Origin of the sequence: Amycolatopsis sp. MJM2582 (genome assembly GCF_000754115.1) — a bacterium.
In the GTDB taxonomy this organism is placed as follows: Bacteria; Actinomycetota; Actinomycetes; order Mycobacteriales; family Pseudonocardiaceae; genus Amycolatopsis; species Amycolatopsis japonica.
Genome location: NZ_JPLW01000004.1, coordinates 48,633 through 71,077, shown reverse-complemented (window position 1 = coordinate 71,077; position 22,445 = coordinate 48,633). Strand labels below are relative to the sequence as shown.

General features: G+C 69.6%; 24 protein-coding genes. 14 read left to right on the top strand and 10 right to left on the bottom strand.

The window, feature by feature from the left end; translation table 11 throughout:
* From ED92_RS25630 to ED92_RS25610, 5 genes are read right to left on the bottom strand one after another with little or no spacing between them, the layout of a single operon-like run.
* Positions 1 to 1,023, bottom strand: coding sequence for a GNAT family N-acetyltransferase (locus ED92_RS25630; protein WP_152611010.1), 1,023 nt, complete (start codon positions 1,021 to 1,023; stop codon positions 1 to 3).
* Positions 1,017 to 2,060, bottom strand: coding sequence for a hypothetical protein (locus tag ED92_RS25625; RefSeq protein WP_037342796.1), 1,044 nt, complete (start codon positions 2,058 to 2,060; stop codon positions 1,017 to 1,019). Before ED92_RS25625 ends, ED92_RS25630 begins: the two co-directional genes overlap by 7 nt.
* Positions 2,057 to 3,160: a hypothetical protein gene (locus tag ED92_RS25620; protein WP_037342795.1), complete on the bottom strand. Its 1,104-nt coding sequence runs from the start codon at positions 3,158 to 3,160 to the stop codon at positions 2,057 to 2,059. The genes ED92_RS25625 and ED92_RS25620 overlap by 4 nt, the downstream gene beginning before the upstream one ends.
* Positions 3,154 to 4,191: a GNAT family N-acetyltransferase gene (locus ED92_RS25615; RefSeq protein WP_037342794.1), complete on the bottom strand. Its 1,038-nt coding sequence runs from the start codon at positions 4,189 to 4,191 to the stop codon at positions 3,154 to 3,156. Before ED92_RS25615 ends, ED92_RS25620 begins: the two co-directional genes overlap by 7 nt.
* On the bottom strand, positions 4,188 to 4,913 hold the full coding sequence (locus tag ED92_RS25610; protein ID WP_037342793.1) for a hypothetical protein: 726 nt from the start codon (positions 4,911 to 4,913) through the stop codon (positions 4,188 to 4,190). Before ED92_RS25610 ends, ED92_RS25615 begins: the two co-directional genes overlap by 4 nt.
* Before the next feature lie 322 nt (positions 4,914 to 5,235).
* Between ED92_RS25610 and ED92_RS43835 the strand changes: the two genes are divergently transcribed.
* The 4 genes from ED92_RS43835 to ED92_RS25590 are packed head-to-tail and all read left to right on the top strand — an operon-like array spanning position 5,236 to position 11,257.
* Positions 5,236 to 7,470 carry a glycosyltransferase gene (locus ED92_RS43835; protein WP_037342792.1) on the top strand — a complete coding sequence of 745 codons (2,235 nt, stop codon included), beginning with the start codon at positions 5,236 to 5,238 and terminating at the stop codon, positions 7,468 to 7,470.
* On the top strand, positions 7,467 to 8,744 hold the full coding sequence (locus tag ED92_RS25600; protein WP_037342789.1) for a hypothetical protein: 1,278 nt from the start codon (positions 7,467 to 7,469) through the stop codon (positions 8,742 to 8,744). The genes ED92_RS43835 and ED92_RS25600 overlap by 4 nt, the downstream gene beginning before the upstream one ends.
* Positions 8,745 to 8,765: 21 nt before the next feature.
* A complete protein-coding gene (locus ED92_RS25595) occupies positions 8,766 to 10,568 on the top strand; it encodes a carbamoyltransferase C-terminal domain-containing protein (RefSeq protein ID WP_037342786.1) in 1,803 nt (600 codons plus the stop codon).
* On the top strand, positions 10,565 to 11,257 hold the full coding sequence (locus tag ED92_RS25590) for a hypothetical protein (RefSeq protein WP_037342785.1): 693 nt from the start codon (positions 10,565 to 10,567) through the stop codon (positions 11,255 to 11,257). Before ED92_RS25595 ends, ED92_RS25590 begins: the two co-directional genes overlap by 4 nt.
* Here ED92_RS25590 and hemW read toward each other — a convergent pair.
* The 3 genes from hemW to ED92_RS25575 form a co-directional block, all read right to left on the bottom strand.
* Positions 11,250 to 12,464 (bottom strand): radical SAM family heme chaperone HemW, encoded by a 1,215-nt coding sequence (hemW, locus tag ED92_RS25585; RefSeq protein WP_037342782.1) that lies wholly within the window; start codon positions 12,462 to 12,464, stop codon positions 11,250 to 11,252. The two genes, ED92_RS25590 and hemW, sit on opposite strands and share 8 nt — an antisense overlap.
* 64 nt (positions 12,465 to 12,528) lie before the next feature.
* Positions 12,529 to 12,885: a hypothetical protein gene (locus ED92_RS25580; protein ID WP_037342780.1), complete on the bottom strand. Its 357-nt coding sequence runs from the start codon at positions 12,883 to 12,885 to the stop codon at positions 12,529 to 12,531.
* Between the two features lie 85 nt (positions 12,886 to 12,970).
* A complete protein-coding gene (locus ED92_RS25575) occupies positions 12,971 to 13,384 on the bottom strand; it encodes a VOC family protein (protein ID WP_037342777.1) in 414 nt (137 codons plus the stop codon).
* A gap of 81 nt (positions 13,385 to 13,465) precedes the next feature.
* On the opposite strand from ED92_RS25575, the gene ED92_RS25570 reads away from it, so the two are divergent.
* From ED92_RS25570 to ED92_RS25530, 10 genes are all read left to right on the top strand, one after another.
* Positions 13,466 to 14,038: a TetR/AcrR family transcriptional regulator gene (locus ED92_RS25570; protein ID WP_037342775.1), complete on the top strand. Its 573-nt coding sequence runs from the start codon at positions 13,466 to 13,468 to the stop codon at positions 14,036 to 14,038.
* 153 nt (positions 14,039 to 14,191) lie between these two features.
* Positions 14,192 to 14,278, top strand: coding sequence for a putative leader peptide (locus ED92_RS43830; protein ID WP_350573702.1), 87 nt, complete (start codon positions 14,192 to 14,194; stop codon positions 14,276 to 14,278).
* A 36-nt stretch (positions 14,279 to 14,314) separates the two neighbouring features.
* A complete protein-coding gene (locus ED92_RS25565) occupies positions 14,315 to 16,009 on the top strand; it encodes a nitrite/sulfite reductase (protein ID WP_037342772.1) in 1,695 nt (564 codons plus the stop codon).
* Positions 16,006 to 16,158, top strand: coding sequence for a hypothetical protein (locus tag ED92_RS25560; protein WP_016332424.1), 153 nt, complete (start codon positions 16,006 to 16,008; stop codon positions 16,156 to 16,158). Before ED92_RS25565 ends, ED92_RS25560 begins: the two co-directional genes overlap by 4 nt.
* A complete protein-coding gene (locus tag ED92_RS25555) occupies positions 16,155 to 16,850 on the top strand; it encodes a phosphoadenylyl-sulfate reductase (RefSeq protein WP_016332423.1) in 696 nt (231 codons plus the stop codon). The genes ED92_RS25560 and ED92_RS25555 overlap by 4 nt, the downstream gene beginning before the upstream one ends.
* Positions 16,851 to 16,861: 11 nt before the next feature.
* Positions 16,862 to 17,782, top strand: coding sequence for a sulfate adenylyltransferase subunit CysD (gene cysD, locus ED92_RS25550; protein WP_037342770.1), 921 nt, complete (start codon positions 16,862 to 16,864; stop codon positions 17,780 to 17,782).
* Positions 17,782 to 19,044 (top strand): sulfate adenylyltransferase subunit 1, encoded by a 1,263-nt coding sequence (locus ED92_RS25545; protein WP_037342768.1) that lies wholly within the window; start codon positions 17,782 to 17,784, stop codon positions 19,042 to 19,044. Before cysD ends, ED92_RS25545 begins: the two co-directional genes overlap by 1 nt.
* Positions 19,041 to 19,790: a sirohydrochlorin chelatase gene (locus tag ED92_RS25540; protein WP_037342766.1), complete on the top strand. Its 750-nt coding sequence runs from the start codon at positions 19,041 to 19,043 to the stop codon at positions 19,788 to 19,790. Before ED92_RS25545 ends, ED92_RS25540 begins: the two co-directional genes overlap by 4 nt.
* A gap of 179 nt (positions 19,791 to 19,969) precedes the next feature.
* Entirely contained in the window at positions 19,970 to 20,593 is a 624-nt protein-coding gene (locus ED92_RS25535) for a hypothetical protein (protein ID WP_037342765.1), read from the top strand.
* A gap of 78 nt (positions 20,594 to 20,671) precedes the next feature.
* Positions 20,672 to 21,445, top strand: coding sequence for an enoyl-CoA hydratase family protein (locus tag ED92_RS25530; protein ID WP_016332418.1), 774 nt, complete (start codon positions 20,672 to 20,674; stop codon positions 21,443 to 21,445).
* 160 nt (positions 21,446 to 21,605) lie between these two features.
* Here the strand turns inward: ED92_RS25530 and ED92_RS25525 are convergent, their stop codons facing one another.
* Both ED92_RS25525 and ED92_RS25520 read right to left on the bottom strand, forming a co-directional pair.
* Positions 21,606 to 21,962, bottom strand: coding sequence for a barstar family protein (locus ED92_RS25525; protein WP_037342763.1), 357 nt, complete (start codon positions 21,960 to 21,962; stop codon positions 21,606 to 21,608).
* Positions 21,959 to 22,438, bottom strand: coding sequence for a ribonuclease domain-containing protein (locus tag ED92_RS25520; protein WP_037342761.1), 480 nt, complete (start codon positions 22,436 to 22,438; stop codon positions 21,959 to 21,961). The genes ED92_RS25525 and ED92_RS25520 overlap by 4 nt, the downstream gene beginning before the upstream one ends.
* Between the last annotated feature and the right edge of the window lie 7 nt (positions 22,439 to 22,445).

Sequence of the window (22,445 nt, the reverse complement as noted above, 5' to 3'; positions counted from 1 at the left end):
TCAGAGCAGCGCGACCGCGGCCGCGTACTGCGGCACCAGACGCGCCCCCAGCGAGGCCTTCATCTCGGACATCTTCTTGCCGAACACCACCTGCGGCCGCCCGGCTTCGAGCGCCCAGCGCACGGCTTCGCCGTAGAAGTGGAAGTAAAGATCGGGCCGTCCGCCGAGTTCCCGCGGCAGCGCCGCCCAGTGCCGGGCGATCGGCAGCGTCGGATGGTCGAGCAGGGTCGCGACGGCGACCGCCCGGCCGGTGGCGGTCTCGCGGTACTCGATGACGTGCACGTCCGGTTGCCGCAGCAGTCTGCCGAGATGGCCCACGAACGCCGGCAGCGGCACGATCGGCACATCGTGGTGTTTGGTTTCGTTGTGCCGCAGCAGTTCCGCGATCTCGACGGGATCGGCCTCGGCGCCCGGGCGCACGCGCACCGTGAGCGACGGATCGGCGTCGAAGGTGCGGAAGATCTTACGCAGGTTCTGTTTGCGTTTCCTGGCCAGCGAGTGCATCCAGTCGTCCCGGCTCGAGAACGGCGTGACGTCGAGGACGGCGACGTCCTCCGTGCGGCGCACCATCTTCGGCCCGCCGCGGACACTGTCCACTCCGGACTCGCCGACCTGGCGCACCAGCAGCGCGCGCAGGCCGAACCCGAGTTCCTCGCGCATGGCCGGGACGAAGGTGTCCAGCAGCCTGCCGACGCCGCCGTCTTCGTCCTCGCCGTCGAACCACCAGCCCGGCATCGCTCCCGCGCCCGGGGAACGGACGTCGAGCCCGCCGAGCCGCCCCCGTCCCGCCGTGCGGGCGAACCGGTGCCGCCGGGTGAGCCCGGTGACCCACGCCGAGCTGACCACGCCCCGCGGTTCGCCGTCTTCGAGCAGGACCGTGACCGGCTGTTCGGTGCGCGCCGCCCACGCCTGGGCGGTGAGCACCTCCCAGCTCCAGTCCGCGCGCAGCCCCGCCTTGCCCCGCAACGACTTCCAGTACGCGGGCTCCGGGTCGCGGCGGGGGTCCAGCACCTCGATCACCATCGCGTCACCGGTCTCGGCACGATGACCCCGAGCAGCGGGACCGGCTGGAAACCGAGCGTCGCCTTGAGGTCGGTCAGGCCCCGGCCCATCGACAGGGATTTCCGGTTGCCCTCGATCATGTAGCGCACGTTCCGGACGACCGCCTCGAAGTAGAGGTGCTTCGGGCGTCCCTCCTCCGGGGCGAGCGCGGCCCAATGCTGGTGCAGCGGCGCGACGGGATGGTCGAGCACGTTGGTGAACGCGAGCAGCCTGCCTTCGCCGTCGTGGTAGGTCGAGGTGATGACATCCGGCCTGCGCACGAGTTCACCGAGGTATTCGGCGGTGACCGGACCGCGCCGGTCGAATTTCACCGGCCCCATCCGCTCGCGGTGCTCCCGCAGCATGGTGGCCAGTTCCAGCGCGTCGAGGTCGGTGCGGGCGGCTTCGGTGCGGACCACGACGTCCGGGTCGGCGGCGATCTTCTTCGACTGTCCGCGCAGGCTGAGCCGCCGGCTGCGGCGCAGGGACGCCAGCCAGCCGTCGACGTCGACGAACCGGTTCTCCAGCACCGACGTCGGCATCGTGTCGCGAACGGGCCTGCCCCGTCCGGTCAGCATGTCGAGCGACTCCGGCGGGACGGTGCGGTAGACGACACCGAGGCAGCCCGGCCCGGTGAAGCGGCCGACGGCCCGCTCGAACCGGCGCATGATCTCCCGCCGGTCGGCCGCGTCGAGGCCGTCGGCGAACAACCACGGCGGGTATCCGGAAAGCCACGCGTGCTGCACCTCGACCCAGCGCGGACCCAGCCGCGCGATACCGCGCACGGCACCGGGACCCGCCGGGGAGATCGGGGCGCACAGCATCGCCAGCACCGCGGCGACGATCTCGCCGCCGTCGCTGATCACGGTGAGCGCGGTGGGGCTGGGCGAAAAGCGGGACTCCACCCGCAGCAACCCGTAGTCCCACGGGACCGGGGCCTGCTGCGCGTCGAGGAAACCGGCCCAGCCCTCGGGTTCCGGATCGGTCCGCGGGTCGAGCACCCGCACGTCCCAGGTCATCGGCCCAGCACCGGTCTCGGTACGGCGACCGACACCAGGGACCTGGTGCCGAAGCCGAGCGGGGTCTTGTTGTCCAGCATCGCCCGGCCTGCGGTCAGTTCGGGGCGCCGCTGCGTGATCATGTGCTCCACTCCCCTGGCGTAGAAGTCGACATAGAGCCCTTTCCGTCCGCCTGCCGCGCTCGGCGGCGCGGCCCACTGGTGCAGCGCGCATCCGTCGTCGGCGTCGAACAGCGTGCCGAAACCCAGCAGCCGTCCCGATCCGTCACGGTAGGTACGGGTGACGACGTCCGGGCGGCGGATCAACGCGTCCAGATAGGACGGTGCGATCGGGCTCCGGGTGTCCATGTGCAGCCCGCCGAACCGCGACCGCTGCCCGCCTGCCCAGGCCCGGTCGTCCTGCCTGCGCCGGTGGGCGTTGAGCAGGACGGCGAGCTCGTGGCAGTCCAGGTCCCGGCGGGCGGTGGCGGCCTCGGTGCGCAGGTCCCCGTCTTCCCGCAGTTCGCGCAGTGTCGTCCGGGTCTCGTCGTCGAGCGTCCGTTCCCAATCGTCCACAGTGGAGTAGTCGTTGGTAAGGACGGCGGCCGGGTCGATCTCCCGGGACATCCGGCCCGGGCCGTCGAGCGCCGGAAGGAGCTCCGGATTCATCGCCCGGTAGATCAGGCCCAGCAGTCCCGGGCCGAGGTGGGCGCACAGTGCCCGTTCGAACCGGCGCACCACTTCCCGACGCTCGGCCTCGTCGAGCCGCTCGTCGAGCACCCCGGCGGGATAACCGCTGAGCTGCCAGAGATAGGCCTCGGCCCAGCGCGGGCGGAGCCGGCCACCGAGGACGGACAACGGCGCGAAATCGCCCGCCCGCCAGCTCCGGCACACCATCACGGTGAACGCGCCGACGATCGTCCCGTTCCGGCGCAGCACCGCGAGCACCGCGGGGTTCTTCGCCATCCAGGCTTCCCGGCGCAGGACGTCGTATTCCCAAACCGGCCACAGCTTCGCCCGCCGCTGGAAACCACTCCAGCCCTCGGGTTCGGCCGCGGTCCTCGGATCGAGCACCTCGGCCTCGAACACGGTGCTTCTCGCCGCCACCTTCATCGTCACCATCCCAGTACCGGTCTCGGCACGGCCGCGGCGTACACCGGGCGCGCCCGGAAACCCAGCGTGGCCTTGAGTTCGGGTAGTCCGCGCCCGGCGGTGAGCTCCTTGACCCCGCGCCGCGTGGCGTATCGCATGGCGTGGATGTAGGAGTCGAACAGCAGCCCCCGCCGCCCGCCTTCGTCCACCGGCAAGGTGCCCCAATGCTGTTTCGCCGGGCTGTCCGGATGATCGAGCAACGTGTTCACCGCGAGCAGCCTGCCGTCCGCGCCGGTGTAGGTCAGCGTGTGCACGTCCGGCCGCCGCAGGAACCGGTGCAGGAACGCGGCGGAAGGCGGCGTCCTGGTGTCGAGCGGGAGCTTGCCGTGCCGGTCACGATGCCCCTGGATGAGGGTCGCGACCTCGGCGCTGTCGAGGTCTTCCCGGCCGGCACCACCGACGACCAGCACATCCGGATCGTCGGCGATCCGGCGCCGCTGCCGTCGCAGCCCGCCCCGCCGCGACTTGGGCAGCGAGGCGATCCATTCGTCTTCCGAGGCGAAGCGGTTTTCCAGCACGGCCACGGAATCGACGGCCTTCACCAGCCGCCCGCGGCCCTGGAGGTCGTGCGCGAGGTCCCGACCCAGCGCCCGGTACAGCACTCCGAGCAGGCCGGGGCCGAGCCTCCGGCGCAGGGATCGTTCGAAGTCCCGGATCAGCGGACGACGGTCGGCGGCGGTGACCTCCGGTGCGAACGCGAGCCCCGGGTAGCCGCTCAGCCAGGGCTGGCACACCTCGGCCCAGAACGGGCGCAGCAACCGGTGTCCTGGTGTCGGCGCGAAGCGGTATCGCAGCCGGGGACGGCACACCAGCACCGAAAACGCCGCGACGATCCTGGCACCGTCCGAGACGGTGGCGAGCACCGGCGGGTTCCGCGCGGTCCAGGCGTCGAGCCCCATCACGTCGTAGTCCCACACCGGATGCAGGCGGGCGGCGCGGGAGAACTCCGGCCAGCCGACGGGAACGGGATCGGTGCGGGGATCGTGGAAACCCGTCTTCACGTGAGCACGACCGGCGTCCCGTGTCGCGGGCACGGCGCGATCTCACCACGGACGCCGCCGGCCGGGAGCACGTCCACGAACCGCGGGGAATCCTGGCGCAGCAGCGTGAACGCGAGCCCGCCCGTCGTCGGGCGCGCGTAGACACGCTGCCAGTCGAGATGCCAGCGGCCGCATTCCTCGATCGCGCCCAGATACCCCAGCGCCGGATCGTGTAGCACGCCGTACGGCCCGGAGTCCATTGTGTCCAGTTCCCGTCGCGGTACGGATTCGACCCGGTACGCACGGTCTTCGGGTAGGGCGGCGGCGAAGACGGCCAGCTGCTTGTCGTCGCCGACCGCGAGCACGCGACGGCCGCGGCGAAGCGCGGAGGACACTTCCGCCAGCACGCCCGGCGCCGGGACGTCGGGATCCACCACACAGCAACGAACCCCGCGCGGCAGGTCCGACGGCGGCCGCACGCCGTCCCCGCCGAGCACCACGACCAGTGCGTCACCGCTCACCGAGCGTGCCTTACGCAGCACGGGACCCAGGCCCCGGCTCGGTTCGATCCGTTGCGTGCCACCGGCGAGCGGAACCAGATCGACGATCTTGTGCACCGCTTCGGCCAGTGGCGCGGCGCCCGAATCCGTCCCGGTGCGACCGGGTACCAGCACGGGATCCGTTCTGCCGTCCAGAGCCCAGCGTTCCCGGTAGAACGGCACCGTCGCGAAGGCCGACCGCACCGACCGCCGGTAGGCGGCCCGCCAGGCAGCATTCACCCCCACAGTCCACATGGCGCGCAAGCCTGCGTCATCACCGGCGGTTTGGGAATACCCCGCGTCGGATTCATCCGGTTTTCGCCCGACTTCCCACCTTTTCGACTGAGCTGAAAGGACGAACTTGCGGATTCCCCTAGCGGCAGCAAAGCGAGTCTGCCTATAACACGGGAACTTTCGATCCGGCACGACCTGCCGGACGCCTGGGGCCAAGGGGACTCATGAACCGTGAAAACACAACGCGTGACGCTACGAACACAATAGCGCACTCATCGCAGGGATTCGACAGATGAGCTGGTCGACCCCCGGCCCGGCGGAAAGTGGACTCACCGTAGTCGTCCCGTGCTTCAACGAAGTCGACAACGTCGAGCCCTCCTACCGGGAGATCGTCGCCGAGTTGGGAAATCTCCCCCTCGAACTGCTCTATGTGGACGATGGGAGCACGGACGGGACCCTGGACGTCATCCGGGCGCTCGCGCATACCGACCCCCGGGTGCGCTATCTGTCCTTCACCAGGAACTTCGGGTTCGAAGCGGCCTTTTCCGCCGGTTACCGGTACGCCGGGAAACCGTGGCTCCTGCACATGGACGCCGATCAACAGTTCCCGGCCTCCGAGGTGGGGAAATTGATCATGGCCGCCGAGGCGGGCAACGACGCCGTTTTCGGTGTTCGCACCAATAGGCAAGATCCCTTACTAAGACGCTGGGGAACCGCCGCGTTCCATTTCGTCGGCCGCCGCGTCCTGCGCATCGAAATCCCGCCCGGCGCGACGGCGTTCCGCCTGGTGCGCACGGAGCTCGCGCGCAAGATCGTCGATCTCCGGCTGGGCACCCCGTACTTCCTCGCCACCGTGCCGAGGCTGACCAGCCGCTACACCACCGTCCAGGTGGCACACCGGGCCCGCGAACGCGGTGAGTCCAAAGTGGGCTTCGGTTTCCTTTCCTCGCACGCCATCGAGTTGTTCGTCGGCTTCACCCGGCGGCTGACGACGATGGCCTCGACCGCGGCGGTGCTGGCCGCCGGGATCTCGGTGCTCGCCGGGATCGCGGCCGCCACCGGGCTGCTCGGGCTGACCGCCGCTTCGGCGCTGACGTTCGTCATGTTCTCCGTGCTGCTGACCGTGCTCGCGTTGTCCGTCCGCTACCTGGTCGTGGTCGGCGCGGGGCAGGCGCGGCCACGGCAGTTCTACATCAGGGAAGCCAGCTTCCCGGTCGACGAGGACGACCGGCTCTACTCCTCGGCCACGGCCGAGATCCATCCTGGGGAAAGGCAAGCGGGAGTGAAGAACACCGAAGACACGGCGGCGGTACGGAGCCTGGTGATCCTGGGCGGCGCCGACGGTTCGGTCAGCACGTACCACCGGGCGCGGGAGCTCGGTTTCCGCACCATCTGCGTCGACGTCCGCGCGAGCGCGCCCGCGGTGGCGCTGGCCGACGAGTTCGTCCAGGTCAGCGTCCGCGCGCCGGAACAGATCGCGGCGGCACTCGAGGGACGGGACGACATCGCCGGGGTGCTCTGCCCGGCCAGCGACGTCGGGCTGCCCGCGCTCGCCTGGCTCACCCGGCACTGGAACCTGCCCGACCCGTTGCCCGAAGCCGCCGTCGCCGCGTCCGTCGACAAGTCCGTCTTCCGCGAACTCTGTGACCGGCTGCGTCTGCCGACCTATCGCAGCGTCGGCGGGAAGCCCGGCCCGGACCTCGCGCTCGCCGCGCAGCAACTGCGGTTCCCGACGCTGGTGAAACCGGTCGACTCCTCCGGCAGCCGCGGTGTCGTCTCCTGCGCGAGCCCCGGCGGCCTCACCACCGCGTTCTCCGACTCCCTCGCGTTCTCGCCGTCGGGCAAGCTGGTCGTCGAGGAACACCTCGACGGCTCGCACTACACGATCGAAGCACTCGCGGTCGACGGCCGGATCGTGTTCCACGCGGTCACCCGGCGCACGCTCACACCGCCGCCGTTCTTCGTGACGGCGTCGCATCTGCTGCCCGCCGGACTGCCGCCGGTGGTCGACCGCGCGCTCCCGGTGATGCTGGCCGCGTTGTGCGCCGAACTCGGCTACCGCACCGGGCCGCTCACCCTCGACGCCGTCCTGGGCCGTGACGGGAAGTTCTATCTCATCGAGATGGGCGCCCGGATGGGCGGGAACGGCCTGGCCGAGGCGATCGAGCACAGCACCGGCGTCGACCTGATCGCCGCGGGGATCGCCGCCGCGACCGGCGGCGAGGTCGTGCTCTCCCCGCGCGACCCGCGCCCGACGCTCATCCACATCCTCGCCTCCGACCGCGGCGGCCGGATCGTGCGCATCGAGGGCGTAGACGAGGTCCGCGCCATGCCCGCGGTGCACAACCTCGAACTGTTCGCGGAAGAGGACACCTACGTCAAACCGTACGAGCAGGCCGGTTACAAGATGGGGTACGCCGTGCTTTCCGCGCCGACCGTGCCCGACGTGCTCGCGGCGGAGGACGAACTGCGCGGCACGCTGAAGTTCCTGCTCGACGAGCAGGGTGCGGCGGTACCGCTCCCTTGACCGGCACTTCGCTCACCGGCGCCGGCACCGCGTCCATCGCGGCGCCGAAGCCGTCCATGGTGCTCCGGCTGCTCGCCGGTCGTGGCGTGTTCCGGCTGGCGATCCAGGCGATGGGCCTGGTGCTCGTCACCGCCTGGGGCGCGCACGACTACGGCCGGTTCGCCACCGCGCTCGGGCTGATGACATGGCTCAACTTCGTACCGTCGGCGGCGGAGAAATCGGCGTTGAAGTGCTTGCCGCGCCTGAGGATGACACGGGACGCGGTCGCCGCGCTGGCCGTCCGCGTCGCCGTCGTCCCGGTGCTGGTGGTGCTGGCGGCGATGGCGGTCGCGCTGATCGTCGCACCGGATTCGGACGCCGCGCTGTACCTGACGGCCGCGGGCTGGTCGATCTCCGGTGGCCTGCTGATGACCGTCTCGGGCCTGCACCGCTTCACCGGAAAGTCCACTTTGGACGCTCTGGCGTTCACCGCGGGCGCACTGGTGGTCGGCGCCGTGACAGTGGGCACGTGGTTCGTCCGCTGGTCGCCGTTGACACATCTCGGCCTGTTGCTCGGCGGGATCCTGCTCATCCTCGGCTTCTCCGCGGGACTGCTGCCGAAGAAATGGCTGCGGGTGGAAAGGATCGAGGGGCACCGGCTCCTGCCCGCCTTCGGCCGGACCACCGTGCTGCTCGGGCTGACCGAGGTGCTGGACGTCCTCGCGACGTCGACGGTGTTCGGCGTACTGGCGCTGGCGGGGCGGACCGTCGACAGTGGACCGTTCTACGTCGCCCTGCTGGCCAGCAGCGCGTTCTGTTCGCTGCTGTTCTATCAGCTTCGCGTGCACCAGCCGGCGATTTCGGCGCGGCTGCGCGGCAGTGGGGCGGCGGCGGGCCGATCCCGCGCGGTCGACCTGCTGAAACTGGTCGAACGGGGTGCGCTCGCGTTCCTCGTCCTGGCGGGGATCGCCCTCGCGATCCCGGCGGCCCGCGCGGTGCTGACCGCCGAAGACACCGTCGGCGCATACGTGGTCCTCGGCGTCTTCGTCCTGGTCGAAACGGTGCTGTTCGCCGTCCGGCTCTACGCGGGCTTCCTGATCGAAAACACCAACAGCAAGGTCCTCACGCTCACGGCGTCGGCCTCGATCGCCGGGCTGATCGCCACCCCGCTGGCCGCCGCCGCGCTCGTCCCGGCGATGGGACCGGTCGGCGGATTCGCCGCCCTCGTCTTCGCCATCGGTGTCCGGGCGACCGTCCTCCGTCGGCTGCTGCGCCGCCACCACCCCGAACTCTGAACGTCGCACTGGAGAAGGAACATGTACGTACTGGGAATCAGCAGGGTCCACGACTCGGCGGCCGCGCTCGTGCGCGACGGCGAGATCATCGCTTTCGCCGAAGAGGAACGCTTCACCCGCAAGAAGCACGACGGGGACTTCCCCGCCGAGGCGATCAAGTTCTGCCTGGAGCGCGGCGGGATCACCCTCGCCGACGTCGACCACGTCGCCTACTACTGGCAGCGCTGGCGTGAAGGCATCCACGCGGCGAAGGTGTTCGCGAAGTACTTCCCGGCCACGCTGGAGGTGTTCCGCAACCAGAACGGCGACGAGGGCGGCTCGTCGGCTGGCATGGTGGAGACGTTCAAAACCGGTGGCGGCAAAGGGGTCGACGACTACCACGTCGGCGGCGCGGTGCTCGCGCACATCAAGCGGTCCTTCACCCTCGAACGCGATGTGAAGGAGGCCGTGGGCTGGACCGGCCCGACGAAGTTCAAGACGCATCTGGTCGACCACCACAAGGCGCACGCCGCCAGCGGGTACTTCATCTCGCCGTGGGAAGAGTCGGCCGTGCTCACCTTCGACGGCATCGGCAGCGACGGCACCGCGACCTATCTGGGGCACGGCAAGGGAAACCGGATCATCGACATCCGGCGGATCAAGTTCCCGCATTCGCTCGGTGCGATGTACGCGGGCGTCACCGGCTATCTGGGCTTCTACCCCACCCGTGACGAAGGCAAGATCATGGGGCTGGCCCCGCTCGGGAACGACACCTACGTCGATGCGTTCAAGCAGCTGATCCACCTCGACGACGACGGCGGGTACGAGCTCGACCTGAGCTTCTTCGGGCACCACCGCACCGGCAAGCACGTGATGGCGAAGAAGTTCACCGACCTGTTCGGCCCGGCAAGGCCCAAGACCCGGGTCACCGCGGAGAACCCGGTGCCGCAGCACTACTGCGACATCGCCTACGCGCTGCAGGTCACCCTGGAGGAGGCCGGGCTGCACATCGCGCGCTGGCTGCAGCGGGAGACCGGGTCGCGGCGGCTGTCCGTCGCGGGCGGCGTCGCGCTGAACAGCGTGATGAACGGACGGATCCTGCTGGAAACGCCGTTCGAGGACTTCTTCGCCCAGCCCGCGGCGGCCGACGACGGCTGCGCGCTCGGTTCGGCGCTGGAGGTGTCGGTCGGCAAGTACGGCAAGCCCCGTCCTCGCGAGGGCTTCACCTACACCGGCCCGGACTACACCGAGGCGGAGATGGAACTCGCGCTGCAGGACGCCGGGGTCCGCTACACCAAGGTCGACGACATCGCCGCGCACACGGCGAAGAAGATCTCCGAGGGCAAGATCGCCGGCTGGGTGCAGGGCCGGATGGAATGCGGGCCGCGCGCGCTCGGCAACCGCTCGCTGGTGGCCGACCCGCGCGACCCCGACTCGAAGACGCGGATGAACGAGAAGGTCAAGCACCGCGAGGCTTTCCGGCCGTTCGCGCCGTCGTGCCTGGCGGAACGCGCGGGCGACTGGTTCGTCAGCGACTACCCCTCGCCGGTCATGCTGCTGGTGTTCGACGTCCTGCCGGACAAACGCGACGAGGTCCCGGCCATCACCCACGTCGACGGCACGGCCCGCGTGCAGACGGTGACCGAAACGGACAACCCGTTGTACTACCGGATGATCAGCGAGTTCGAGAAGCTCACCGGCGTGCCGATGGTGGTCAACACCTCGTTCAACGACAACAACGAACCGATCGTCGCCAGCCCGGCCGACGCGGTGGCCTGCTACCTGAAGACCGACGTCGACGCCCTCGCCCTCGGGCCGTTCTGGGCAGAGAAGGACGACCTGTGACCGCCACCCTGCCCGAAACCGACGGCTGGATCCCCGCGCTCTACCGGCGGCGCAAATGGCTGTGGCTGGTGGCCGCCGTCCCGGCCGTGGTGACCGCACTGCTGATCATGGTGATCCTGCCGCCGGACCAGACACTGGACAACGTCGCGGACTGGGCGTTCAAACTGTGCCCGTTCGTCTTCGCGGTCGTCACGGTGGCGCTCTTCCCCCGCACCAAATGGGGCCCGGCGCTGATCGTGCTCGCGGTGTTCGTCTACATGTCCTATTTGGACACCGAGCTGATCATGCGGATCCAGGCGTTCGCCAGGAACGCGGCCACCGACGAGGACGCCTTCCAGCCGGTGTACCAGTTCGAGCTGTTCATCGTGACGTTCATCGTCCTGTTCGGGCTGATGGCGTACCGGCTGGGCGGCGGCCGGACGGCGAACGTGCTCAAGGCCGGTGTCGCGTCGATCCTCGTGGTGATCTCGGGCGCGAACGACCTGACCTTCTGGGCGCTCAACGACGTCTGGTCCGCCGGGACGAAACCGACCGAGCTCAAATGGGCCTCGCATATGATCGTGTTCCTCGGCGGACCGCCGAGTGTCCCGGTCGCGGTGCTGTTCATGCTGGTGCACCTGGCGCTGGCGGCGATCGTGGTGGCGCTGCCGGTGGGCCGATGGGTCGACCGGGCCCTGGGGCTCAGGTGAGCCGGCGCACCAGCCCGTCGGCCAGCAACCGGCCGCGGTCGGTCAGCACCGCACGGCCCTGACCGTCCAAAGCGGACTGTTCCAGCAATCCCTCGGCGGCGGCGGCGCGGGCTTCGGCCCGGCCGTCGTCGTCGAGCGCGTCGAGCGGGAGCCCTTCGGACAGCCGGAGTTCCAGCATCACGCGTTCCAGGTGCCGATCTTCATCGGTCAGCAGTTCACGGCCCGCGGCAGGTGATTCCCCGGCCGCGAGGGACGCGGCGTAGCGGGCCGGATGCTTGACGTTCCACCAGCGGACGCCGCCGACGTGGCTGTGCGCGCCCGGCCCGGCGCCCCACCAGTCGCCGCCGCGCCAGTACCCGATGTTGTGCCGGCAGCGGGCTTCCTCCGAGGTCGCCCAGTTGGACACCTCGTACCAGCGCAACCCCGCCGAGGCGAGGACGCGGTCGATCATCTCGTAGTCGGCGGCCAGCACGTCGTCGTCCGGCGCGGGCAGTTCGCCGCGGCGGATGCGGCGGGCGAGCGCGGTGCCCTCCTCGACGATCAGCGCGTACGCCGAGACGTGGTCGACACCGGCGGCCAGCACCGCGTCGAGCGAAGCCTGGAGATCCTCGATCCGCTCCCCCGGCGTGCCGTAGATGACGTCGAGGTTGACGTGGTCGAATCCGGCGGCACGCGCTTCCTCCGCGGCCGCGACCGGACGGCCGGCGGTGTGCACGCGGTCGAGGATCTTCAGCACGTGCTGCGCGGCCGATTGCATCCCGAGGGAGATCCGGTTGTATCCGGCGTCACGGATGCCCGCGAAGAACTCGGGCGACGTGGACTCCGGATTGGACTCGGTCGTCACCTCCGCGTCCGGCGCGAGTCCGAAGGCGTCGCGAACGGCGTCGAGAACGCTTCGCAGCCCGTCGGCGCCGAGAAGGGACGGAGTGCCGCCGCCGACGAAGACGGTGTCGACCGCGGGCGGCGCCTTCAGCACCCGCGCGGCCAGGTCGAACTCGCGCTTGAGGCCTTCGAGCCACGACTGCGGCGACGAATCGCTGTCCAGCTCTCCGGCGGTGTAGGTGTTGAAGTCGCAGTAGCCGCACCGGGTCGCGCAGAACGGGACGTGCACGTAGACGCCGAACGGTCGTGTGCCGAGCCCTTCCAGCGCGCTCTCGGGGAGCGCGGATTCGACGGGCGTGGTGGTTTCGGGCAGCAACGCGGGCACACCCCAGTGTCCCCCACGCCGTGAAGGCCTCCTTCCCGGGGGAAAGAGGCCTTCACGGAACGCGTCATCGGTCGGCGATGCGCACCTTGACCGAGGTCGATCGGGAGCCGTCGTCGAACCGCACCCAGACGAGGGTCTCCATGTTCAGCGAGTAGTCGTTGACCACGTGGTCGACCGACCAGTCGCCGTGCTCGTCCGTGACGGCGTCGCGGGTCATGGCGACCTCGACCAGCACCGTATGGGAGACGTGTCCCCGGACGCCCGGCGAACAGCCGACCGCCTCGAACCGGTACGAGTCGCCCTTGTGCAGCACCGCCCCTTCCTCGGGCGAGACCAGTCTGCAGCCCTGCTGAGCCCCGGAAGCGGTACCCGGGATCAGCAGGGACGCCAGCACCATCGCGGCGACCACCCATCGGCGCATGCGCAACTCCTCCGTCCTCTGTGGATCGGAGACCGAAGCTAGCGCCGACGGCGTCCCCGCGCGGCCCCACTCACCCGAAGCGGTACTAAGCCAGCCCGTTAGCGGCCAGCCACTCCGCGGACGGCGGGATGGCCTCGATGATGTCGATCAGGAAGCCGTTCAGGTCCTCGATGTAGAAGTGCCGCTGGCCGAACTCCTCGTCGACGAGTTCCGTCACGATCTTGACCCCCTCCCCGCGCAGGCGCTCGTACTCGCCCGCGGCGTCTTCGACCATGAGCCCCACCATCGATCCGGCCGCTTCCTGCGCCCGCCAGGGCTCCGGCGTGGACTTGTGCCCCCGCTTGACGAAGCTCATCTCATAACCCGGCGCGCCGACGTTGAGGCTGGAGAACCAGTCCAACTCGATCGTCACCGTCAACCCCAGGTGCCGCTTCCACCAGGCGGTGGTCTCGGCGATGTCCTCGACGACCACGCAGGCGCCGAAACCGTTGAGTTGCATCCGGTGTTCCTCCCAGTCCTAACCACTTGATGCGTAGTACTATAGACATAGTGGTTTGACTGAGGCAAGGAGAATGTCCCGATGCGACAGAACCCGGAGCGCCGGACCGCGCTCACCGACGCCGCCATCGCCGTCCTCGCCCGCGAGGGCGCACGCGGCCTCACCTACCGCGCCGTGGACGTCGAGGCGGACGTGCCGCCGGGGACGACGTCCAACTACTTCCGCAATCGGGACCAGCTGCTCGGCGAGGTCGGCGTCCGGGTGCAGGAGCGGCTGTCGGCACCGGCCGAGGTGATGGCGAACCCGCAGGCCGAGTCGCCGTCCCATGACCGGGTCGGCGTCCTGCTCGGCGAGCTCATGGGACGGCTGACCGGTCACCGGGAGCCTTATCTCGCCTTGCTCGAACTCCGGCTCGAAGCCACCCGGCGCCCGGATCTTTCGGCCGAGCTGACCAAGACCGTCCGCGAAGGCATCGACATGAGCGTCGACTGGCACGTCGCGGCGGGCATGCCGGGCGGGCGCGCCGAAGTACTACTGATGTACCTCGCGCTGACCGGACTCACCGTCGAGCGGCTCACCCTGCCGGAGGTGCTCGCGGACGTCACCGACGAGGAGGTCATCCGGATCATCGTGGACCGCGTCCTGCCCTCTTGAGTCGTGCGCGTTCTGCGTCACAATGCCGGGCCGCGAAGCCGGGCTTGACCGGCGAAGCACGCCCTTGACCAGGCAAAACAGTAGCCTTCGGACACTGTTCCCAGTATTCGGACCGGCCTAGACCACATAGTGGGCGCGTGGCACGCTGAATGAATGACCCGCGCCGGAATCAGCCTCGTGGCACGCCGCCACGTGGACCTCCGTCGTGTGGCGAGCGCGCTCTGTGCGACGAACCGCTGACTCCCCGCCACCACCACGATCAGCCGGAGGATTCCCATGTCGTCGCCCACGCGCGAGACCCCTGCCCGCACGCCCCGGGTCAAACAGAAACGGGGCGAGGGACAGTGGGCACTGGGGTATCGCGAGCCGTTGAACCCCAACGAGCGGTCCAAGAAGGACGACAACCCGCTCAACGTCCGGGCGCGGATCGAGAACATCTACGCCCGCGGCGGTTTCGATTCGATCGACCCGGGTGACCTCCGCGGCCGGTTCCGCTGGTTCGGTCTCTACACCCAGCGCAAGCCGGGGATCGACGGCGGCCGTACCGCGACGCTGGAGCCCGAAGAGCTCGACGACCGCTACTTCATGCTGCGGGTGCGGCTCGACGGCGGCGCGCTGACCACCGAGCAGCTGGCCGTGCTCGCGGAGATCTCGCAGACCCACGCTCGCGACACCGCGGACATCACCGACCGGCAGAACATCCAGTACCACTGGATCCAGATCGAGGACGTCCCCACGATCTGGTCGAAGCTCGAGAACGCCGGGATGACCACGATGGAGGCGTGCGGCGACAGCCCGCGCGTCATCCTGGGCTCCCCCGTCGCCGGTATCGCGGCCGACGAGATCATCGACGGCACGCCCGCGATCGACGAGATCAAACGCCGCTACATCGGCGATCCGCGCTACTCGAACCTGCCGCGCAAGTTCAAGACCGCGGTCTCCGGGCAGCAGGACGTCGCGCACGAGATCAACGACGTCGCCTTCGTCGGTGTGAACCACCCCGAACACGGCCCCGGCTTCGACGTCTGGGTCGGCGGCGGCCTGTCCACCAACCCGATGATCGGGCAGCGTCTCGGCGCCTGGGTCCCGCTCGACGAGGTCCCGGACGTCTGGGAAGGCGTGATCAGTGTCTTCCGCGACTACGGCTACCGGCGGCTGCGCGCCCGTGCGCGGATCAAGTTCCTGGTGAAGGACTGGGGCGTCGCGAAGTTCCGCCAGGTGCTGGAAGACGAGTACCTCAAGCGCAAGCTGACCGACGGCCCGGCGCCCGAGGTGCCCGCCACCCAGATCGACCACGTCGGCGTGCACCCGCAGATCGACGGCCGGTTCTACGTCGGCGCCGCGCCGGTCGCGGGCCGTGTCTCCGGCTCCACCCTGCTGGCGGTCGCCAAGGCCGCCGAGCGGGCCGGGTCGAACCGCGTCCGCCTCACCCCGCACCAGAAGCTCGTGGTCCTCGACGTCCCCGAGGCCGAGGTGAACGGGCTGAAGTCCGAACTGGCCGATCTCGGCCTGCAGACCGAGCCCTCGCCGTGGCGGCGCGGGATCATGGCCTGCACGGGCCTGGAATTCTGCAAACTCGCGATCGTCGAGACGAAGGCCCGCGCGATCGAACTGGTCACCGACCTGGAGAAGCGTCTCGCCGACATCCAGGCCGAGATCGAGAACCCGGTGACCGTGCACCTCAACGGCTGCCCCAACTCCTGCGCCCGGGTCCAGACCGCCGACATCGGGCTCAAGGGCCAGATCGTCACCGACGAGGACGGCAAGCAGGTCGAAGGCTTCCAGGTGCACCTCGGCGGCGGGCTCGGCCTGGACGCCGGATTCGGCCGGAAACTGCGCGGGCACAAGGTGACCGCGTCGGAGCTGACCGCGTACGTCGAGCGGGTCGTGCGGGCGTACCTCGCCGGCCGCGAACCCGGCGAGCGGTTCGCCCAGTGGGTCCTGCGGGCCGACGAAGGCGTCTTGCAATGACCGAACGCGCGACCCCGTACTACTGCCCTTTCTGTGGCGATGAAGACCTCCGGCCGGAGGAAGGCGGCTCGTGGCTGTGCGCGGGCTGCCGCCGGGTCTTCACCGTGAAGTTCCTCGGACTGTCCTTTCCGGAGGTGTCGCAAGGATGACCGCCACTGCCGACTACAAGACACTCGCCGAACGCGCCTCGAAGGAGCTCGCGGAGGCGACCGCGACCGAGGCCCTGCGCTGGACCGCGGAGACCTTCGGCGACGACTTCATCGTGGCGTCGAACATGCAGGACGCCGTCCTGATCGATCTGGCCACCCAGGTCAAACCCGACGTCGACGTGCTGTTCCTGCAGACCGGCTACCACTTCCCGGAGACCATCGGCACCCGTGACGCGGTGCAGGCGGTGTACCCGGGCGTGCGGATCGTCAACGCCGAAGCCGAACAGAGCGTCGCCGAACAGGACGCGGAGTACGGCCCGAAACTGCACGAACGCGACCCGAACCAGTGCTGCCACCTGCGCAAGGTGGTACCGCTGCGGAAGACGCTCGCGAAGTACTCGGCGTGGGTGACCGGCGTCCGCCGCGTCGACGCGCCGACCCGCGCGAACACCCCCATCGTCACCTGGGACGACCGCAACGGGCTGGTGAAGATCAACCCGATCGCGCCGTGGTCCGACGACGAGTTCAACGGCTACATCAGCGAACACGGGATCCTCGAGAACCCGTTGGTGTCCATCGGTTATCTGTCGATCGGCTGCGCGCCGTGCACCGCGAAGGTCGCTCCGGGCCAGGACCCGCGCAGCGGCCGCTGGGCCGGGCAGGGCAAGACCGAATGCGGCCTGCACGGGTGAGAAGGGACGAAATGACCACGCTCGAACCGGCCGCCGACGCCGCCCAGGACAACCTGGCGGCGCTGGAATCCGAGGCCATCCACATCTTCCGCGAGGTGGCGGGTGAGTTCGACCGGCCGGTGATCCTCTTCTCCGGCGGCAAGGACTCGACGCTCCTGCTGCACCTGGCGATCAAGGCGTTCTGGCCGGCGCCGGTGCCGTTCCCGTTGCTGCACGTGGACACCGGGCACAACTTCGACGAGGTCATCGACTTCCGCGACCGCGTGGTCGAGCAGCACGGGCTCCGGCTGGTCGTGGCGAAGGTCCAGGACTGGATCGACGACGGCAGACTCGAAGAGCGCGCCGACGGGATGCGCAACCCGCTGCAGACCACGCCGCTGCTCGACACGATCGCCGAGAACAAGTTCGACGCGGTCTTCGGCGGCGGGCGCCGCGACGAGGAACGCGCGCGCGCCAAGGAGCGGATCTTCAGTCTGCGCAACGCTTTCGGCCAATGGGAGCCGCGACGGCAGCGTCCGGAACTGTGGAACCTCTACAACGGCCGTCACCGCCCCGGCGAACAGGTCCGCGTCTTCCCGCTGTCCAACTGGACCGAGGCGGACGTCTGGAACTACATCGCGCGGGAGAAGGTCGAACTGCCGTCGATCTACTACGCGCACCGGCGTGAGGTCTACCAGCGCGACGGCATGTGGCTGGCCGAAGGCCCGTGGGGCGGGCCGCGGCCGGACGAGGTCGTCCGGGAACTGACCGTGCGCTACCGGACCGTCGGCGACGGTTCGTGCACGGGCGCCATCGAATCGACCGCCGCCACGGTGGACGAGGTCATCGCCGAGGTCTCGGCCTCCCGGCTCACCGAACGCGGCGCCACCCGTGCCGACGACCGGATGTCGGAGGCGGCGATGGAAGACCGCAAGCGGGAAGGGTACTTCTGATGTCCAGCCTCCTCAGGCTCGCGACCGCGGGCAGTGTGGACGACGGGAAGTCGACCCTGGTCGGGCGGCTCCTGTACGACACCAAATCCGTCCTCGCCGACCAGCTGGACGCGGTCACCCGCGCCAGTGTCGACAAAGGACTGTCCACTCCGGACCTCTCGCTGCTCGTGGACGGCCTGCGCTCGGAACGCGAGCAGGGCATCACGATCGACGTGGCGTACCGGTACTTCGCGACGCCGAAGCGCAGTTTCGTGCTCGCGGACACGCCGGGTCACGTGCAGTACACGCGGAACACGGTGACCGGGGCGTCCACCGCACAGCTCGCTGTGCTGCTGGTCGACGCACGGAAGGGCGTCATCGAGCAGACCCGCCGCCACGCCGCGGTGCTCGCGCTGCTGGGTGTGCCGAACCTGGTGCTGGCGGTGAACAAGATCGACCTCGTCGGCTACGACGAAGCGACGTTCACCGTGATCGCCGAGGAGTTCGCCGAGCACGCCGCTTCCCTGGGCTACGAACGGGGTTCCGTGCTCGCGGTGCCGGTTTCGGCACTGGTGGGCGACAACGTGGCGGAGAAGTCGGACAAGACCCCGTGGTACTCGGGCCCGACCCTGCTGGAGCATCTGGAAACCGTTCCGGTGGCGCCGGATCCGCACGATTCGGCGTTCCGCTTCCCGGTGCAGTACGTGATCCGGCCGCGCACGGCCGACCACCCCGACTACCGTGGGTACGCCGGGCAGATCGCGGCGGGCACCGTGCGGCCGGGTGACGAGATCGTCGTTCTCCCGCAAGGGATCCGCAGCCGGGTCGAGGCCATCGACACCGCCGACGGGCCGCTCGCCGAAGCCGGCGCGGGCACCTCGGTGACGCTGTTGCTCGCCGACGACGTCGACATCTCGCGCGGTGACCTGATCGCCGCCGCCGACCGGCAGCCGACGGTGACCGACGAGATCACCGCGACCCTGTGCTGGCTCTCGGTCAAGGCGCTCAAACCGGGCGCTCGGGTGCTGGTGAAGCACGGAACGCGGACGGTGCAGGCCCTAGTCGGCGAACTCCACGCCCGCTTCGACGAGCAGACTCTGTCCAGTGTGGACGATCCGGCCACCTTGGAGCTCAACGACATCGGCCGGGTGACCCTGCGGCTGGCCGAAGAGATCGGCGTGGACGACTACGGCGTCAGCCCCCGGACGGGCGCGTTCCTGGTCATCGACCCGAAGGACGGCGACACCCTCGCCGCCGGACTCGTCGGCGAAAGGTTCGCATGACCCCACCCCGCACTCCGCCCCTGGTCGCCGTCGCCCACGGCAGCCGCGATCCGCGGTCCGCCGCGACCATCCGCGCCTTGCTCGACGTCTCCCGCGGGCTGGCACCGGGTCTCGACATCCGCGAGTCCTTTTTGGATCTTTCGGAGCCGCTGCTCACCGATGCCCTTCGTGGCCTGTACGCCGAGGGGCACCACGAAGTCGTCGTGGTGCCCCTGCTGCTCGGCGTGGCCTACCACGCCCGGGTCGACCTGCCCGCGCTCGTCGCCGAGGTGACCGCGGACTGCCCGGGCCTCGACGTGCGAGTCTCCGGAGTGCTGGGCATCGACCCGCTCATCGAGACGGTCGCGCTGGACAGGCTCACCGAAGCGGGCGCCGATCTGGACGACCCGGGCCTCGGTGTCCTGCTGGCCGGTGTCGGCTCGTCGAACGTGGCGGCGAACGACGCCGTCGCCGGGATCACCACTCGCTGGCATCTGCGGCGCGGACTGCTCGCGACCCCCGCCTTCGCCAGTGCCGCGCAGCCGGACGTGCCTGCCGCCATCGCGCGGTTGCGGCTCAACGGAGCGCGACGGCTCGCGGTCGCGGGCTGGTTCCTCGCACCGGGACTGCTGCCGGACCGGATCGCGCGCCTGGCCCGCGAAGCCGACCCGTCCGTGATCGTCGCCGGGCCGTTGGGGCCGGATCCGCGGATCGCCGGGCTCGTCCTGGACCGCTACGACGTCGCCGCCGCCCGGCTCGCCGCCTGAGTAGCACGACCCGTCCCGTACGGGCGCTTGATACCGATTTTCGGTGGGTTCCGTTCCCAGTTCCGTGACACCCCGCGTATGGGAACGGAGATTTCTTGACGAGTTACTTAACTTGCCGGTAACTCTCTAATCGCTGCGCAGCTCCCTCTCTCCCCATCGAACCCCCAGGTAGGTGGAACATGAAGGCTGCCATCCGTGCCCTCGTCTGCGCTTCGGCCGTACTCGTCCCGATCGCCGGTCTGGCCGCGCCGGCTTCCGCGGCGACCACCGTCGTCTTCGACTGCGAGGCGAAGCCGCCGCTCGTCGGCAACAAGTACCTCAAGCTGAACCAGGACGCGGACGTCACCGCCCCGGCCACGGTCGCCCCCGGTGCCGCGCTCGACATCGTCATCGACCCGGCGCCGAACACCGTCCCGGCCGAGGTCAGCGGCTACCAGGTCAAGAACATCAAGGACTTCTCCCTGAAGATCCCGATCCCGGCGAACTCGACCTGGGTGGGCGCCGACCTCGCCGGCGGCTCCGGTATCGGCTCGACCCCGCCGAAGATCACCGTCTCCGGCAGCGTCGCGACGCTGAGCTTCCCCGGCCCGATCGCGGGCGGCTCGACGTTCGAACTGCCGACCGTGACCGCGCATCTCACCGCGGGCTCGTCCGGCACCATCGAGACGAAACTGGGCGGTTCCAGCTACAGCGACCCGGGTCTGACGTTCACCGCCGTGGTCAGCGCCGGTTTCGACGTCTCCGCCCCGACGGCGTGTTTCCCGAATCCGAGCCCGACGTTCACCACGACGACGATCGGCTGACCCGTGCCTGCGCCACCGTCGTGACGATGGTGGCGCAGGCCACTGCCCGGCCCGACTTCGCCCGTGCGAAGGTGGGGCATGGCTGACGAACTGGTGCACTACGACGTGGTGGGCGGCACCGCCACGATCACCTTGGACTCCCCGCACAACCGCAACGCGCTCTCCGCCCAGCTGCGGCGTGAACTGAGCGAATCGCTGGACAAGGCACAGGCGGATGACGCGGTGCGGGTCATCGTGCTCACCCACACCGGTCCGGTGTTCTGCGCGGGTATGGATCTCAAGGAGGCCCGCGGCGCCGGTGCGGGCGCCCAGGGCGTGAACGAGTTCCCCAAGATCCTCGAGCAGCTGTGGACCAGCCCCAAGCCCGTCGTGGCGAGGCTCGCGGGCCCCGCCCGAGCTGGCGGGATCGGCATGGTGGCCGCGACCGACATCGCCGTCGCCGTCCCCGAAGCGACCTTCGCCTTCTCCGAGGTGCGGATCGGCGTCGTGCCCGCCGTCATCTCGCTCACCGTGCTGCCGCGGCTCAACGCCCGCGCCGCGCACGAGCTGTTCCTGACCGGTGACACCTTCGACGCGAAGCGCGCCGTAGAGATCGGCCTGCTGAACTCGGCCGTCCCCGCCGACGAACTCGACGACGAGGTCGCCCGCTACGTCAAGGCGCTCGCGCTCGGCGGACCGAAGGCGCTCGCGGCGACGAAGGAACTGCTCAGCAAGCCGCGCCCGGCGACACCCGCCGAAGGCTTCGAAGCCATGAACAAGCTGTCCGCCGGGTTCTTCGCGAGCGAAGAAGGCCAGGAGGGCATCACGGCCTTCGCGCAGAAGCGCAAGCCGAACTGGGTGCCGGAGGCATAGACCGTGTCCTGCAAGTCTTGTTCGCGGTCTTCGCGCCCAAGCGGTCCCTGACGGCACGGGCGGGCTCGGCCGAGTACGACCCGGTACGAGGCCGACCCGCCCGCACCGTCAGGAACCACCTGGATCACGAAGCCCATCGAACAGACTCACAGGACACGGCCTAGTCCGGCAGGACGACGGTGAGGCGCCGGGAGTCCGTCCGATCGCCGGACGGCCCCAGCGCCCGCTGCGCGTCGGAAAGCACGCTGCGGACGGCCAGGTACGCCTTGGGATCACGCTCCCGCAGCCCCGAGGAACCTGCCCAGATCAGGACGTGCTCGCCGGGCGGGAGCCAGGACAGGTCGGTGAGGCAGTCGTAGAGCGCGTCGAGGTTCTTCCCGAAGTAGTCCGGGAACGACAGCGCCTCCGCGATCGCGTCGAGGGTCGAGTCCTTGTCGACCGTGCGTGTGCCGTCGATCAGGTGCGGATACGCGCCGCGGGCGAACGCCTTGTCCGCCGCGTCCTTGCCCGCGCTCATCGGGTCGGATCCACTACGACGAAGGACTTGTAGTGGTCCTCGGTGTAGTACAGCTCCTTGCCACTGCCGGTCACGAGCCGCCTCGCCCCGCGATCCGGGCTGCCCGGCGTCTTCACCGTGTACTCCCGGTAGTAGCCGGACCCCTTGGCGGGCAAGACCTTCTCCCGGTTCTGGAAGGTGACGTCGTCGTTGCGCGGATACGGGTACGGCCCGCCCGCTTGGATGAGCTTCCAGGTGTCGGACGCCTGCGAAGGAAGCTTCGTCAGCGGCTTGACCGGGAGACCGGAATCCTCGCCCGCGACCTTGCCCTTCGCCCCGCTCGCCGCGGCGTCGCCCGACGGCGCGGCCGAAGCGGACGAACTCGCCGGAGCGCTCTTCGTGTCGTCACCGCTGATGCCGTCCTTGACGAACCAGCCTGCGAGCACCAGCACGATCAGGCCGATCAGGGCGGCGGTGATCCGCCTACGGTTGAACATGGTGTGC

Excerpts from the sequence above, each read along its gene's own strand:
- ED92_RS25570 (WP_037342775.1), top strand. The coding sequence starts at position 13,466 with ATGCGACAGAACCCGGAGCGCCGGACCGCGCTCACCGACGCCGCCATC.
- cysD (WP_037342770.1), top strand. The coding sequence starts at position 16,862 with ATGACCACGCTCGAACCGGCCGCCGACGCCGCCCAGGACAACCTGGCG.
- ED92_RS25575 (WP_037342777.1), bottom strand. The coding sequence starts at position 13,384 with ATGCAACTCAACGGTTTCGGCGCCTGCGTGGTCGTCGAGGACATCGCC.
- ED92_RS25565 (WP_037342772.1), top strand. The coding sequence starts at position 14,315 with ATGTCGTCGCCCACGCGCGAGACCCCTGCCCGCACGCCCCGGGTCAAA.
- ED92_RS25595 (WP_037342786.1), top strand. The coding sequence starts at position 8,766 with ATGTACGTACTGGGAATCAGCAGGGTCCACGACTCGGCGGCCGCGCTC.
- ED92_RS25630 (WP_152611010.1), bottom strand. The coding sequence starts at position 1,023 with ATGGTGATCGAGGTGCTGGACCCCCGCCGCGACCCGGAGCCCGCGTAC.
- ED92_RS25580 (WP_037342780.1), bottom strand. The coding sequence starts at position 12,885 with ATGCGCCGATGGGTGGTCGCCGCGATGGTGCTGGCGTCCCTGCTGATC.
- ED92_RS25555 (WP_016332423.1), top strand. The coding sequence starts at position 16,155 with ATGACCGCCACTGCCGACTACAAGACACTCGCCGAACGCGCCTCGAAG.
- ED92_RS25540 (WP_037342766.1), top strand. The coding sequence starts at position 19,041 with ATGACCCCACCCCGCACTCCGCCCCTGGTCGCCGTCGCCCACGGCAGC.
- ED92_RS25620 (WP_037342795.1), bottom strand. The coding sequence starts at position 3,160 with ATGGTGACGATGAAGGTGGCGGCGAGAAGCACCGTGTTCGAGGCCGAG.
- ED92_RS25560 (WP_016332424.1), top strand. The coding sequence starts at position 16,006 with ATGACCGAACGCGCGACCCCGTACTACTGCCCTTTCTGTGGCGATGAA.
- ED92_RS25535 (WP_037342765.1), top strand. The coding sequence starts at position 19,970 with ATGAAGGCTGCCATCCGTGCCCTCGTCTGCGCTTCGGCCGTACTCGTC.
- ED92_RS25525 (WP_037342763.1), bottom strand. The coding sequence starts at position 21,962 with ATGAGCGCGGGCAAGGACGCGGCGGACAAGGCGTTCGCCCGCGGCGCG.
- ED92_RS43830 (WP_350573702.1), top strand. The coding sequence starts at position 14,192 with ATGACCCGCGCCGGAATCAGCCTCGTGGCACGCCGCCACGTGGACCTC.
- ED92_RS25520 (WP_037342761.1), bottom strand. The coding sequence starts at position 22,438 with ATGTTCAACCGTAGGCGGATCACCGCCGCCCTGATCGGCCTGATCGTG.
- ED92_RS25545 (WP_037342768.1), top strand. The coding sequence starts at position 17,782 with ATGTCCAGCCTCCTCAGGCTCGCGACCGCGGGCAGTGTGGACGACGGG.
- ED92_RS43835 (WP_037342792.1), top strand. The coding sequence starts at position 5,236 with ATGAGCTGGTCGACCCCCGGCCCGGCGGAAAGTGGACTCACCGTAGTC.
- ED92_RS25530 (WP_016332418.1), top strand. The coding sequence starts at position 20,672 with ATGGCTGACGAACTGGTGCACTACGACGTGGTGGGCGGCACCGCCACG.
- ED92_RS25625 (WP_037342796.1), bottom strand. The coding sequence starts at position 2,060 with ATGACCTGGGACGTGCGGGTGCTCGACCCGCGGACCGATCCGGAACCC.